13 protein-coding genes are annotated in these 12,793 nt (G+C 72.5%); 5 read left to right on the plus strand and 8 right to left on the minus strand.

Going from position 1 to position 12,793, the window contains the following annotated elements; all coding sequences use genetic code 11:
* Both ACFWJB_RS29435 and ACFWJB_RS29440 read right to left on the minus strand, forming a co-directional pair.
* A partial coding sequence (locus ACFWJB_RS29435; RefSeq protein ID WP_386926030.1) for a maltotransferase domain-containing protein occupies positions 1–984 on the minus strand: 984 nt, incomplete at its 3' end.
* A 53-nt stretch (positions 985–1,037) separates the two neighbouring features.
* On the minus strand, positions 1,038–1,361 hold the full coding sequence (locus ACFWJB_RS29440; protein ID WP_385458458.1) for a DUF5133 domain-containing protein: 324 nt from the start codon (positions 1,359–1,361) through the stop codon (positions 1,038–1,040).
* A gap of 262 nt (positions 1,362–1,623) precedes the next feature.
* Between ACFWJB_RS29440 and ACFWJB_RS29445 the strand changes: the two genes are divergently transcribed.
* Together ACFWJB_RS29445 and glgX are read left to right on the plus strand one after the other, a co-directional pair.
* Positions 1,624–2,139: a pep a2 gene (locus tag ACFWJB_RS29445; RefSeq protein WP_385458459.1), complete on the plus strand. Its 516-nt coding sequence runs from the start codon at positions 1,624–1,626 to the stop codon at positions 2,137–2,139.
* Positions 2,136–4,295: a glycogen debranching protein GlgX gene (gene glgX / locus ACFWJB_RS29450; RefSeq protein ID WP_385458460.1), complete on the plus strand. Its 2,160-nt coding sequence runs from the start codon at positions 2,136–2,138 to the stop codon at positions 4,293–4,295. The genes ACFWJB_RS29445 and glgX overlap by 4 nt, the downstream gene beginning before the upstream one ends.
* Before the next feature lie 10 nt (positions 4,296–4,305).
* On the opposite strand, the gene ACFWJB_RS29455 is transcribed toward glgX, so the two are convergent.
* Positions 4,306–5,109, minus strand: coding sequence for a VOC family protein (locus ACFWJB_RS29455; protein ID WP_385458461.1), 804 nt, complete (start codon positions 5,107–5,109; stop codon positions 4,306–4,308).
* Positions 5,110–5,336: 227 nt separating this feature from the next.
* On the opposite strand from ACFWJB_RS29455, the gene ACFWJB_RS29460 reads away from it, so the two are divergent.
* The gene (locus tag ACFWJB_RS29460) at positions 5,337–5,657 is read left to right on the plus strand and encodes an ANTAR domain-containing protein (protein ID WP_386926033.1); all 321 of its coding nucleotides are present in this window, start codon (positions 5,337–5,339) and stop codon (positions 5,655–5,657) included.
* Positions 5,658–5,682: 25 nt separating this feature from the next.
* On the opposite strand, the gene ACFWJB_RS29465 is transcribed toward ACFWJB_RS29460, so the two are convergent.
* Positions 5,683–6,474: an RNA polymerase sigma factor SigF gene (locus ACFWJB_RS29465; RefSeq protein ID WP_385458463.1), complete on the minus strand. Its 792-nt coding sequence runs from the start codon at positions 6,472–6,474 to the stop codon at positions 5,683–5,685.
* A gap of 400 nt (positions 6,475–6,874) precedes the next feature.
* On the opposite strand from ACFWJB_RS29465, the gene ACFWJB_RS29470 reads away from it, so the two are divergent.
* On the plus strand, positions 6,875–7,399 hold the full coding sequence (locus tag ACFWJB_RS29470; RefSeq protein ID WP_386926036.1) for a hypothetical protein: 525 nt from the start codon (positions 6,875–6,877) through the stop codon (positions 7,397–7,399).
* A gap of 19 nt (positions 7,400–7,418) precedes the next feature.
* On the opposite strand, the gene hemC is transcribed toward ACFWJB_RS29470, so the two are convergent.
* The 4 genes from hemC to ACFWJB_RS29490 form a co-directional block, all read right to left on the minus strand.
* Positions 7,419–8,354, minus strand: coding sequence for a hydroxymethylbilane synthase (gene hemC, locus ACFWJB_RS29475; RefSeq protein ID WP_385458465.1), 936 nt, complete (start codon positions 8,352–8,354; stop codon positions 7,419–7,421).
* 65 nt (positions 8,355–8,419) lie between these two features.
* Positions 8,420–9,196, minus strand: coding sequence for an NPP1 family protein (locus ACFWJB_RS29480; protein WP_386926038.1), 777 nt, complete (start codon positions 9,194–9,196; stop codon positions 8,420–8,422).
* A gap of 135 nt (positions 9,197–9,331) precedes the next feature.
* Positions 9,332–10,312: an ATP-dependent DNA ligase gene (locus ACFWJB_RS29485; protein ID WP_386926040.1), complete on the minus strand. Its 981-nt coding sequence runs from the start codon at positions 10,310–10,312 to the stop codon at positions 9,332–9,334.
* A gap of 99 nt (positions 10,313–10,411) precedes the next feature.
* Entirely contained in the window at positions 10,412–11,866 is a 1,455-nt protein-coding gene (locus ACFWJB_RS29490) for an MFS transporter (RefSeq protein WP_386926042.1), read from the minus strand.
* Between the two features lie 228 nt (positions 11,867–12,094).
* Here ACFWJB_RS29490 and ACFWJB_RS29495 point away from each other — a divergent pair, with 228 nt between their 5' ends.
* Positions 12,095–12,751 (plus strand): TetR/AcrR family transcriptional regulator, encoded by a 657-nt coding sequence (locus tag ACFWJB_RS29495; RefSeq protein ID WP_386926044.1) that lies wholly within the window; start codon positions 12,095–12,097, stop codon positions 12,749–12,751.
* The last annotated feature ends 42 nt before the right edge of the window (positions 12,752–12,793 follow it).

Consider the following 12,793-nt stretch of genomic DNA (forward strand, 5'->3'; position numbering starts at 1 on the left):
GAACCACTCGGGGTGTTTGTCGACCCAGGGGTGGTCGGGGGAGCACTGGAGGGCGAAGTCGAGGGCGATCTCCAGGCCGAGTTCGCCGGCGCGGGCGACGAAGGCGTCGAAGTCGTCGAGGGTGCCCAGGTCGGGGTGGACGGCGTCGTGGCCGCCCTCGGGGGAGCCGATGGCCCAGGGGACGCCGACGTCGTCGGGGCCGGCGGAGAGGGTGTTGTTGCGGCCCTTGCGGTGGGTGGTGCCGATGGGGTGGATCGGGGGGAGGTAGACGACGTCGAAGCCCATCGCGGCGATCGCGTCCAGCCGGCGGGCGGCGGTGCGGAAGGTGCCGTGGGGCTGTTCGGCGGTGCCCTCGGAGCGGGGGAAGAACTCGTACCAGGCGCCGTACAGGGCGCGTTCCCGCTCGACGAGGAGGGGCAGCGGGTCGGAGGTGGTGACCAGCTCCCGCAGCGGATGGCGGGCCAGCACCGCGTCCACCTCCGGCGTCAACGCCGCCGCCAGCCGTGTCGCCACCGGCAGCGTGTCGTCCGCCAGCACCGCCGCGGCCGCCAGCACCACGTCCCGGCCGGAGTCCTTCGGCACGCCGGACGCGGCCCGCCGGTACAGCTCGGCGCCCTCCTCCAGCACGAGGCCGGTGTCGATGCCCGCCGGGATCTTGATGCGCGCGTGGTGCTTCCAGGTGGCGACCGGATCGCTCCAGGCCTCCACCCGGTAGGTCCACCGGCCCGGCGCGCCCGGGGTGACCTCGGCGCCGAAGCGGTCGGTGCCCGGGGCCAGTTCCCGCATCGGCGTCCAGGGGCCGGACCGGCCCTCGGGGTCCTCCAGCACGACGTTGGCGGCCACCGCGTCGTGTCCCTCGCGGAACACGGACGCGGTGACCTCGAACGTCTCTCCCGCCACCGCTTTCGCCGGGCGCCTGCCGCACTCCACCACCGGGTGGACGTCCCGCACGGGGATACGCCCGATCTCCACGGTCGCGCTCATCCGTTCTCACCTCCGCCGTGCTCGAGGCCGGGCCCGTGGGCCCGGCCGATGGGTCAAGCCGCGCCGGAGGGGGTCTTCCGCCCCGACGGGGTGAGCCGGTCCACCGTCGCCGGCGGGCCGCGCCGGACCGCTCGGGCGGTCAGGGGCCGCTCGTTCTGCTCCTGCAAATAGGTGACCAGGTTCGTCCGCAGATACCGTTCGGCGGCGTCCGCCGCCTCGCGTGCGCACCGCTTCCCCATGAGCACGCAGAGGGTGTAGCCGGAGTCCTCGAAGGTGGCCCGGACGCGCACGTCCGCGGGGGACGCGAGCGTCATCCGTTCCCAGGCGCGGTAACGCCGCAGCTGCCGGGCGACTTCTGTCTTCGCAGGAAGCAGCATGGCCGGTCACCTTTCGGGACGGTCCGGTACGGACGATCTGATTCTTCACACATGGTGCACGGACAGTGACTTCCCGTCTTGTTGGATCTTCAACTGCTTTTTCGGATGAAGCCGGGCCGTGTCCGCTCGTGTTGCACGAATGGACTACTGATCCCACTCTGGAGTGACTCAGAAGCGACCAGTGCTCACGCTTCGTGTAATAGGAGCCCGTCCTCCGAGGGACGCGGAGAAGCGCGAGCTTTCGCGGTGAGGAGCCACGACGATGAAGACCGCAGTGCCCTGCTACTACCACCTCGACGTGGAAGTCGGCCCGGAGCGGGTCGGACAGGTCAGGCGCATCCTGGCCGCTCACCTCAGGTTCTGGGACCTGGAGAACCTCGTCGAACCCGTCTGCTCGGGCACCGAGATGCTGCTGCGGGCGATCGACGAGCACGCGAGCGACAAGAACACGTCGATCGAGATGTGGTGGAACCGCCACCACCTCATCACGGCGGTAGGGGGCAACGACCACGCGCTCCGTCCCGACCAGGACCTGCGGACCTGTCTGCAGCACCTCGCCGCCAACAGTGACGGCTGGGGCTGCTGCGCCACCGAAACCGGCGCCAAGGTCATCTGGTTCTCGCAGCGCGCCCGAGCCGGCGAACGCGTCCCGCTGGTGCCGACGGCACCGGAACCGATCACCCAGGAGGGGCTGGAAGTGCCGCGAGAGATCATGCCGGTGGGCCGGGTGGCCGGTCCGGGCAGCACCACCCACGGCGTCCTGGAGGAGGCCCGGTGACCCGCGCCGGGCCGAAGCGGAAGGGGTCGCCCGTGTGGAGCGGGCACCCCTACCCGCTGGGGGCCGCCCACGACGGACAGGGCACCAACTTCGCGCTGTTCAGCGAGGTCGCCGAGCGCGTCGAGCTCGTCCTCGTCGACGAGGACGGCAGCCACAGGCGCGTCCCGATGCCCGACGTCGACGGCTTCGTCTGGCACTGCTACCTGCCCGGCGTCGGCCCGGGGCAGCGCTACGGCTACCGGGTCCACGGGCCGTGGGCCCCGTCCCTGGGCCACCGCTGCAACCCCGCGAAGCTCCTCCTCGACCCGTACACCCGCGCCGTGGACGGGATGGTCGACAACCACCCGTCCCTCTTCGAACGCGCCCAGGGCGGACCCGACCCGGCGGACAGCGCCGGGCACACCATGCTCGGCGTGGTCACCGACCCCTTCTTCGACTGGGGCGACGACCGCCCGCCCAGGCGCCCGTACTCCGAGACCGTGATCTACGAGGCCCACGTCCGCGGCATCAGCCGCACCCACCCGGACGTGCCCGAAGAACTGCGCGGCACCTACGCCGGCCTGGCGCACCCGGCGGTCGTGGACCACCTGACCTCCCTCGGCGTGACCGCCGTCGAGCTCATGCCGGTGCACCAGTTCGTGCACGACGGCGTCCTGACGGACCGGGGCCTGTCCAACTACTGGGGCTACAACACCATCGGCTTCTTCGCGCCGCACAACGGCTACGCCGCCCTCGGCACCCGCGGGCAGCAGGTCACCGAGTTCAAGTCGATGGTCAAGGCCCTGCACGCGGCCGGCCTCGAGGTGATCCTCGACGTGGTCTACAACCACACCGCCGAGGGCAACGAGAAGGGCCCCACCCTCTCCTTCCGCGGCATCGACAACGCCTCCTACTACCGGCTGGTGGACGGCGACTGGCAGCACTACTACGACACCACCGGCACCGGCAACAGCCTGCTGATGCGGCACCCCTACGTACTCCAGCTGATCATGGACTCGCTGCGGTACTGGGTCACCGAGATGCACGTCGACGGCTTCCGTTTCGACCTCGCGGCCACCCTGGCCCGGCAGTTCCACGAGGTGGACCGGCTCTCGGCGTTCTTCGACCTCATCCAGCAGGACCCGGTGATCAGCCGCGTCAAACTGATCGCCGAGCCGTGGGACCTCGGCGAGGGCGGCTACCAGGTGGGCAACTTCCCGCAGTTGTGGTCGGAGTGGAACGGCAGGTACCGGGACGCCGTGCGCGACTTCTGGCGCGGCGAGGAGCACACGCTCGGCGAGTTCGCGTCCCGGCTGACCGGCTCCCCCGACCTGTACCAGCACAGCCGCCGCCGCCCCCGCGCCAGCGTCAACTTCGTCACCGCGCACGACGGCTTCACCCTGCGCGACCTCGTCTCGTACAACGACAAGCACAACAAGGCCAACGGCGAGGACGACGCGGACGGCGAGAGCCACAACCGGTCCTGGAACTGCGGCGCCGAGGGGCGGACGAAGGATCCGGCCGTGCTGGAGCTGCGCGGCCGCCAGCAGCGCAACTTCCTGGCCACCCTCCTGCTCTCGCAGGGCATCCCGATGCTCTGCCACGGCGACGAGCTGGGCCGCACCCAGCGGGGCAACAACAACGCCTACTGCCAGGACAACGAGATCTCCTGGATCGACTGGCGGCTGAACAAGGAGCAGCGCGGCCTGCTGGACTTCGCCCGGCGCGTCATCGCCCTGCGCGCCGCCCATCCCGTACTGCGCCGGCGCCGCTACTTCCGCGGCGAGACGGTGACCAACGCGGACCAGCCGCTGCCCGACCTGGTGTGGCTGCTGCCGGACGCGCGGGAGATGACCGACGACGACTGGCAGCGCTCCGACGCCCACGCCGTCGCCGTCTTCCTCAACGGCGACGCCATCGCCGAACCGGACCCCTGCGGGCGGCCCGTCGTCGACGACTCCTTCCTGCTGCTGCTCAACAGCCACTGGGAGCCCGCCCGCTTCCGGCTGCCCCGTGCCGCCTACGGCGAGCGCTGGGCGGTCCTGATCGACACCGCCGATCCGGAGGGCGATCCCGACGAGTCGGAGCGCAAGGCGGGCACGAGCCTGACCGTCGAGCCACGCAGCCTGGTGCTGCTCTCGCGGCCGTCCCGCACCCCGTCCCGCACCGGCCGCTGAGCCGGTGGAGTCACTGTCCGAGGCGGCGCGCGGTCACCGTGAACTGCGCGCCGTCGGCGTCGCGGAGCACGGCCTCGTCCTCGGTCAGCGCCAGGACGCTGCCGCCGTGCAGCTCGGCGGCGCGGGCGCAGGCCCCGACGTCGTCCACCGCGAAGTGCACCTGCCAGTGAGGACGGACGGCGGGGTCGGGGGCGGCGCCCAGGGCGCCCGACTCGATGCGCGCCACGACGTCGCCCTGGCTGCGCAGCACCACCTCGTCACCCTCGTACTGGACCTCGCAGCAGCCGTTCGGCGACGCCCAGTCGAAGATCTCGCCGTAGAAGATCGCGGCGTCGAACGCGTCACGCGTGTGCAGCCGGATGAAGGCGGGGCGCGAGGTGCGCCAGGTCTCCCAGTCCGAGAAGAGCTCGCCCTCCCAGATCCCGAAGGTCGCGCCGTCCCGGTCGGCGAGCAGCGCCGCGCGGCCGGGCGGCAGGGAGATCGGCCCGACCGCGGCCGTGCCACCCCGCTCGGCCGCCCGCGACACGGCGTCGTCCGCGCTGCGCACGGCGAAGTACGGCGTCCACGCCACCGCCATCTGCCACATTCCGGCGACCGCGGCGATCCCGGCGACCGGCACCTCGTCGGCGAGGGCGATGCGGAAGGGCTCGCCCAGTTTCGCCGGCCGCCACCGCCAGCCCAGCACGGCGGAGTAGAACTCCTCGGTGGCCTTGAGATCACGGCTGGTCAGACTCACCCAGCACGGGGCCCCGTACACGGATCGGGTGGGCAGAGCGCTGTCCGTAGCGGCGGCGGAGGGCATGTCGTGGTTCATGGCAGTCGCGTCCTGGTCTCGTCCACCGGCAGTCACCGGTTCCACACCAGTGTCCGACCGGAAGGGTGCGGGGCGCCTGCCGAGTACCCCGGCGGCGCCGCCGAAACGGTGGCGGGCGCGCGCCGCGCGGTCCGGTGGCGCGGGGCGGCACGTGTGACGACGATGGAGGCGTCGGAGCGGTACCGCGCGGCACGAACGGCGGTGACACGCCGGATCCGGAGGTGACCATGCCCACGGACGGGGGCCCGGACCAGATATTCCGGCTGCAGGAGCAGATCCGGCAGCTGAAGGAGGCGGTGGTCTCGCACGCCGTCGTCGACCAGGCCATAGGGATGGTCGTCGCGCTCGGCCGGGTGGCGCCGGACGAGGGGTGGGCGGTACTGAAGGAGGTTTCCCAGCATACGAACATCAAACTGCGCAACGTCGCGGAACTGATACTCATCTGGGGGCGCACAGGAGTGATGCCGGCGGAGATCCGGATCGCCCTGGAGGACGCCCTGGACCGGCACGGCCCGACGCAGATCCCCGGCGCCCCGCCCCAGGGGTGAGAGCTCCCCGCCGGCGGGGGCCGGGTCAGCGGGCCTCCGCGAGGATCTCCTCGCGGATCCGGTCGAAGCAGCCGCTGAGCAGCCGCGAGACGTGCATCTGGGAGATGCCGAGCTGCTGCGCGATGCGGCTCTGCGTCATCCCGCCGAAGAAGCGCAGGTAGAGGATGGTGCGCTCGCGCTCGGGCAACGCCTCCAGACAGGGACGGACGGCCACCCGGTCTATCACCGTGTCGAAGGCCGGGTCGGGACCGCCGAGCGCGTCCCCGAGGGCGTACCCGTCGGTGCCCGGCATCTCCGCCTCCAGCGACAGGGCGGAGAAGCACTCGAGCGCCTCCATGCCGGTACGGACCTCGGCCGTGGTGAGATGCGCGTGCTCGGCGATCTCCTCGATCGTGGGGGCGCGCCCCGGCGTGGTCTGCGCCAGCTCCTTCGCGGCGCGGCGCACCCGGTTGCGCAGGTCCTGGATGCGGCGCGGCACGTGCAGCGTCCACATGTGGTCGCGGAAGTGCCGCTTGATCTCGCCGGTGACGGTGGGTACGGCGTAGGCCTCGAACGCGTGGCCGCGTGCGGGGTCGTAGTGGTCGACGGCCTTGACCAGCCCCAGGGCGGCCACCTGGTAGAGATCGTCCAGACTCTCACCACGGCCGCGGAAGCGGACCGCGATCCGCTCGGCCATGGGGAGCCAGACCTGGATCAGTTCGTCCCGAAGCGCCTTGCGCTCCGGTCCGTCGGGCAGTGCGGCGAGCCGTTCGAACGCGGCGGCCGTGTCGGGAGCGTCGTCGTGCGGATGGGGCTTGGTTCTGCCGGCGATACGCATGTGTGCGCACCTCCCTCAGCAGCAGTGCCTGGTGGTCGGACCACCGGGGTGCCGGACACGCCGGCGCCCGCGGACATGCCTCCTGTCCGAAGCACTGACAGGGGCTTTCCCTGTCGGACCGATTCCAAAGCGAATCCTCATATATAGGGACATTAAGCCTTGTGGGGGCGAAGCGCTCGCCCGAACGGGCCCATCGGCGCTCCCGGCGGACACCGGTGCGCAACGTGATGTGCGGCACGCTCCCTGTGATCGTCCGGTGAGCGTGCGGCGGATCGTCCCTGGGCAGCGCTTGATCACCGATCAATGGGGGTGAAGGCCCTGGCCACGGCGCTTTCCGCCCATTTGACAGTGCGCTGAGCGCACGGATAGGAAGCAGCTTCGGGAAGTCGAGAGGTGCACTGTGTACGAGCCGAACGTGGTCGGGGACTGGCAGGAGTACGAAGAACATGCCGGTCTGCGGGTCCGCGTCCACCGTCTGGAGGCGGCCGAGCCGCCGCGTGGCCGTGACGACGCCGCCGAGGGTCTGACGTACTTCCGTGTCCGGGTGACCGTCGAGAACCGGGGCGGCCGGCCTTTCGGCATCCACCTGGAGGACGGGCAGATCGACGTGCGGACCGGCCGCGACGGGGAGGGCGCGTTCCTCGACTGGCGCAACTCGCAGTTCGTCGAGGGCTTCGACGTCCATCCGCTGCGCCGTGCCACCGCCGTCCTCTACGCGGCCGGTCCGGAGGAGAGCCTCGGTCAGGTGGACGTCCAGGTGCAGCTGCGGGTGGACGAGGAGTGGGCCGACCGCCGGCTGTGGACCGGCGGTATCGGGCTGTACGAGCCGGCCGCCGGGGCCCTGTCGGGCGCGGTGCGGGACGACGGTCTCGCGCACCAGGTGAGCGCCTTCCTGCGGGACCAGGCGGAGGAGGGCACCGCCTGATCCGCCGGCCGGCGGCGCCTCAGTGCGCGATGCCGTCGATGACCTCCCGGGCGCCCTGACGCAGCAGCGCCACGGCGACCGACGTGCCCAGCGTGGCCGGGTCGAGCCGGCCGGCCCACTCGTGGGCGTTCAGCCGCACCTTGCCGTCGGGGGTGAACACGCAGGCCCGCAGGGCGAGTTCCCCGCTGCGGTCCACGCGGGCGTACCCGGCGATCGGGCTGTTGCAGTGCCCCTGGAGCACGTGCAGGAACATGCGTTCCGCCGTGACCTCCCGATGGGTGTCCGCGTGTCCGAGGGCGCCGACCGCGTCGATCAGCTCAGCGTCGTCCTCCCGGCACTGGAGCGCCAGCACGCCCGCGCCGATCGGCGGCATCATCGTCTCGGTGGACAGGACCTCGCTGATCACGTCGCCGCGGCCGATCCGCTCCAGGCCCGAGACCGCCAGCAGCAGGGCGTCCGCCTCGCCGGCGGCCAGCTTCGCCAGCCGCCGGTTGGCGTTGCCGCGGAACGGAACGCACGTCAGGTGCGGGTGGGTGGCGGCCAGTTGGGCGACCCGGCGCACCGAGGAGGTGCCGATGCGGGTCCCGTCCGGAAGCTCGTCCAGGGTGAGCCCGCCCGGGTGGACGAGGGCGTCCCGGATGTCGTCGCGCTTCAGGAACGCGGCGAACACCGTGCCCGCGGGGAGCGGGCGGTCGGCGGGCACGTCCTTGACGCAGTGCACCGCGAGGTCGGCCTCGCCCGACAGCAGCGCGGCGTCGACCTCCTTGGTGAAGGCGCCCTTGCCCTCCACCTGCGACAGGTCGCCGAGCCACTTGTCGCCGGTGGTCTTCACCGGCACGACCTCGGTGCGCACGCCGGGGTGGAGGGCCGTCAACTCGGCCCGGACGCGCTCGACCTGAGCGAGGGCCATGGGGGAGTCGCGGGAGACGACACGGATCAGTTCGGGGGCGGACATGCGGACACGATAGTGCCCCCGGAGGTGTGAGGGCCGCCCGGTTCGCCCGACTGCCGCTCCTCCTGTCAGGCGTAGGGGTCGAAGGGGATGCCGGCGGGCTCGGCCGCCGCCAGGTGGGAGGCGAAGCTGCCGTCCTTCAGGCCGAAGTGGGCGCTGCCGAAGTCGTACGCGCTCAGCCTGTCGCGCAGCCCGGCCGGATAGCCGTTCCAGCCCACCAGGGCCGGGTACTGCCAGCTGCCCCGGTGGTTCTCCGGCGGTTCGTCGCCCGAGGTGGCGAGCCGGAAGCAGTGGGTGCCGATGCCGTCCTTGTGGTAGACGATCTTCGGGTGGCTGCCGTCGAAGCGGACCGCCGAGCGCGCGTGCACGCTGAACGAGCCGTGGTTCGAGGTCGAGACGTACTCGACGGCGCCGTCCCGCACCCACACCACGACGTGCTCCCAGTCGTGCCGGTGACCGCCGAGGCCGGTGCCCGGCAGCGCCTGGTCCTTCTCGAAGTAGAGGCCGTACAGGTAGGCGCACCAGCCGTGGTCGCACTTGGCGCGCGCGTAGCTGTTGGTGTTGTCCAGGTCCGAGGCGTCCCGGCAGTTGCCGTTGAGGGCTCCGGTCGGGTTCAGGCCGCCGTTGACCGTGCCGTCGGCACCGATGGCCGGCGTGGGGTAGCAGCCGTCGGTGTCGTAGTCGAAGGCGGGCTGGTAGGACCGCTCCTGGCTGTCGGCGTTGCCGGGCAGTCCCGGCGGCGGGGCGGCGAAGGCGGTGGCGGGGAAGGCGACGACGAGGGCGAGGGCGCCGAGCGGGACGGTGAGCCATCTCCTGCGGCGGGTGCGGGCGGTACGCGACGACACCGGGGCCTCCTTGGGTCCGGGCGCAGCCCAACGGCTGGGGGGGAAAGGGGAGTTCAGGGTCCCGTCAATTCACCCCGGTGCCAAGGGGGCACGGGTGTACCGCCGGTTGAGGGCGGGCGGACGCCGGCTCGCGCGTCACACCATGTCGTCCGGCAGGTCCGCGGCCGACTCCTCGGGCGCCAGGTCCGGGCGGAGCCTCAGCCAGGACGGCTGGCGCAGCATCCCCTCCCGGGTGCGGGTGCTGTAGCGGACCTCGCCGACCAGCCGCGGGACGACCCAGCGCGCCTCCGGCAGCCGCGGCACCGGGTCGAAGGGGCACACGTCCGTCCCCGCGGCCCGCAGCAGCGCGGCCAGCTCGGTGCGCTCGGTCTCGCTCCAGCCGGTGCCGACCCCGCCGACGTAGCGCAGCCGGCCCGCGGCGCGCTGGCCGACCAGGACGGCACCCGGCAGACCCGTGAGCCGTCCCCTGCCGGGCAGCCAGCCGCCCACCACCACGTCCTCGCTGCGCATGTTGCGGATCTTGATCCAGGCCCGGGAGCGGACCCCGGGCTCGTACACCGAGTCGAGCCGCTTGCACACCAGGCCCTCGAGGCCGTGCTCGCGGGTGGCCCGCAGGGCCTGTTCGCCGTGGCCGACCAGCGCGGCCGGGGTCGACCAGGACGGCCCGTCGAGACCGAGCTCCTCCAGGTGCCCGCGCCGGCGGGTGTAGGGCAGGCGGAGCAGCGGCCGGGGTCCCAGGTGCAGGGCGTCGAACAGCACCAGGTGCACGGGTACCTTTGCGGCCCGGTGCGCGGCCCGGCCGGGGGAGTGGGCGAGGCCCATGCGGGACTGGAGCAACTGGAAGTCGGCGCGGCCCTCTTCGTCCAGGGCCAGCACCTCGCCGTCCAGTACGGCGGGCGTCGGGCCCAGGGCGGTGCCCAGCGGCCCCAGCTCCGGGTAGGCGGCCGTGATGTCCTGGCCGGAGCGGGCGCGCAGCAGCACGCTGCCGTCGCCGGGCAGGTAGACCACCACCCGCTGGCCGTCCTGCTTGGTCTCGTAGGCCCAGCGGGCGTCCTGCGCGGGGGCCGGCAGGGCGCCGGGGGTGGCGAGCATGGGTGGGATCAGCGGCAGCTCCACGCCTCAGTTCTCGACGCGCCCGCGCGCCCTCACGCGCGCGGTCCGCCAGGTTCGCCCGAACGGCACCGGGCCCCGTCGCGGGGACCGGTGCCGTCGCCGTCAGCGCGCGGAGGCGGCCTGCGTCGCGACGCCGCCGTCGGACGCCGCGGGCGTCACCGCGGCGGCGGGGCGGTGCCTCGGGATGAAGGAGGCGATGACGAAGGCGAGCACGGCCGCGCCGGCGCCGATGCCCATGACCACCTTGAAGGCGTTCTCGGACGGCAGGGCGAAGCCGCCGAGGCTGATGGTCATCTGGGCCAGGATCACTCCGGCGATCGCGCTGGCGACCGACGTACCGATGGACCGCATGAGGGTGTTGAGGCTGTTCGCGGCGGCCGTCTCGCTCGCCGGCACGGCACCCATGATCAGGGCCGGCATGGCGCCGTAGGTGAAGCCGATGCCCGCGCCGATGACGCAGGAGACCAGCACCAGGTGCCAGACCTCGGACATCAGCACGATGTTCAGCCCGTAACCGGACGCCACGACGAGGGCCCCGATCATCAGGGTCACCTTCGGGCCCCTGGCCTTGGACACCTTCGCGGAGACCGGGGCGAACGCCATCATCACCAGGCCGGAGGGCGCCATCACCAAACCGGCGGTCAGCAGGGAACGGCCGAGCCCGTAACCGGTCGCCTCGGGCAACTGCAGAAGCTGCGGAAGGACCAGGGACATCGCGAACATCGAGAAGCCGACGGCTATGGACGCCAGGTTGGTGAACAGCACCTGGCGGCGCGCCGTGGTGCGCAGGTCCACCAGTGGCTGCGGGGTGCGCAGCTCCCACCGGCCCCACACCAGCAGGATCACCACGGCCGCCGCGAACAGGCCGAGGGTCAGGCCGCTGGTCCAGCCCCAGTCGGCGCCCTTGGAGATCGCCAGCAGCAGGCACACCAGGCCGGCCGCCATGCCGATGCCGCCCAGCAGGTCGAAGCGGCCACCGGTGCGCACCGCCGACTCGGGCACGAGCGCCAGCACCAGCACCAGGGCGACGGCGCCGAGCGCTCCGGAGGTCCAGAACAGCATGTGCCAGTCGAGGTTGTCCGCGATCAGTGCGGCGGCGGGCAGCCCGAGCGCGCCGCCGACGCCCAGCGAGGCGCTCATCAGGGCGGTGGCGCCGGCGAGGCGCTCGGCGGGCAGCTCGTCGCGCATGATGCTGATGCCGAGCGGGATCACCGCGGCCGACAGGCCCTGCATGGCCCGGCCCACGACCATCGGGACCAGGGAGTCGCTGAGTCCGCAGACCACCGAACCGGCGATCAGCAGCACCAGGCTGAACAGCAGCATGCGCCGCTTGCCGGCCATGTCGCCCAGGCGGCCGACGACCGGGGTGGCCACGGCCGCCGCGAGCAGGGTGGCCGTCACCGCCCATGCCGCGTCCGACGCCGGAGCGTCCAGGAGCTTCGGCAGTTCCGGGACGATCGGGATGACGAGCGTCTGCATCAGCGAGACGACGATCCCGGCCAGGGCCAGTACCGCCACCACGGCGTTCGGCCGCGGCGCGGCGGGGGAAGGGGGCATGGACATGCCTTTCGGGGAGAGCGTGGATCCGGCGACAATTTAAGTCAGTCGCTTGAAGTATTCTAGGGGGTGCCGGGAGGGCACGCCCGTCCGGGCCGCGCACCGCCCGGCATCCGCCGTTGCGTAGGCTGCGTGGGAAGGCGCCGCACGACGGCGGACCTGCGGCGACTCATGGGACTGGCCGCCGCGGGCCGTGAGGAAGGTCAAAGTCCCGGCGCGGCGGTGAGCATGGCGAGCAGGACGGCACGGGCGGAACAGGTCAGCGCGACCCGGCAGCTGATCCTGACCACGGCCGAGCGGCTGTTCGCCGAGCACGGGGTGTACGCGGTCTCCAACCGCCAGGTCAGCGAGGCCGCCGGCCAGGGCAACAACGCCGCGGTCGGCTACCACTTCGGCACCAAGGCGGATCTGGTCCGCGCCATCGCCCAGCGGCACTCCGAGCGCGTCGAGGACCTGCGGGCCCGTCAGCTGGCCGCGCTCGGCGACGCGCCGGACCTGCGCGACTGGGTGGACTGCCTGGTCCGGCCGCAGTTCGACCACCTGGCGGCGCTGGGCAGCCCGACCTGGTACGCGCGGTTCTGCGCCCAGGTGATGACCGACCCGGCGCTGCGGCAGATCATGGTCGACGAGTCCCGCGGCTCCGCGTCGCTGCGCGAGATCATCGCCGGCCGCAACCGGTGCATGCCGGCGCTGCCGGACGAGGTCCGGGCCGAGCGGGGCGACATGGCGCGCCACCTCATCGTGCACACGGCGGCCGAGCGGGAACGCGCCCTCGCCGAAGGGCGTCCGACCCCGCGCGCCAGCTGGCGGGAGGCCGCGGACGGACTCGCCGACGCGATCGTGGGGATGTGGCTCGCGCCGGTCACGCCCCGGCGCGGGGCCTGACGGGCGCCGCGGCGACGGCGGGCCGGGACCGCGCGCACGCGG

It is taken from the genome of Streptomyces sp. NPDC127100 (assembly GCF_042724095.1).
In the GTDB taxonomy this organism is placed as follows: Bacteria; Actinomycetota; Actinomycetes; order Streptomycetales; family Streptomycetaceae; genus Streptomyces.

Bases quoted from the DNA above. Each gene is read 5' to 3' on its own strand.
- ACFWJB_RS29440 (WP_385458458.1), bottom strand. From the start codon at position 1,361: ATGCTGCTTCCTGCGAAGACAGAAGTCGCCCGGCAGCTGCGGCGTTAC.
- ACFWJB_RS29445 (WP_385458459.1), top strand. From the start codon at position 1,624: ATGAAGACCGCAGTGCCCTGCTACTACCACCTCGACGTGGAAGTCGGC.
- ACFWJB_RS29455 (WP_385458461.1), bottom strand. From the start codon at position 5,109: ATGAACCACGACATGCCCTCCGCCGCCGCTACGGACAGCGCTCTGCCC.
- ACFWJB_RS29460 (WP_386926033.1), top strand. From the start codon at position 5,337: ATGCCCACGGACGGGGGCCCGGACCAGATATTCCGGCTGCAGGAGCAG.
- ACFWJB_RS29465 (WP_385458463.1), bottom strand. From the start codon at position 6,474: ATGCGTATCGCCGGCAGAACCAAGCCCCATCCGCACGACGACGCTCCC.
- hemC (WP_385458465.1), bottom strand. From the start codon at position 8,354: ATGTCCGCCCCCGAACTGATCCGTGTCGTCTCCCGCGACTCCCCCATG.
- ACFWJB_RS29490 (WP_386926042.1), bottom strand. From the start codon at position 11,866: ATGCCCCCTTCCCCCGCCGCGCCGCGGCCGAACGCCGTGGTGGCGGTA.
- ACFWJB_RS29495 (WP_386926044.1), top strand. From the start codon at position 12,095: ATGGCGAGCAGGACGGCACGGGCGGAACAGGTCAGCGCGACCCGGCAG.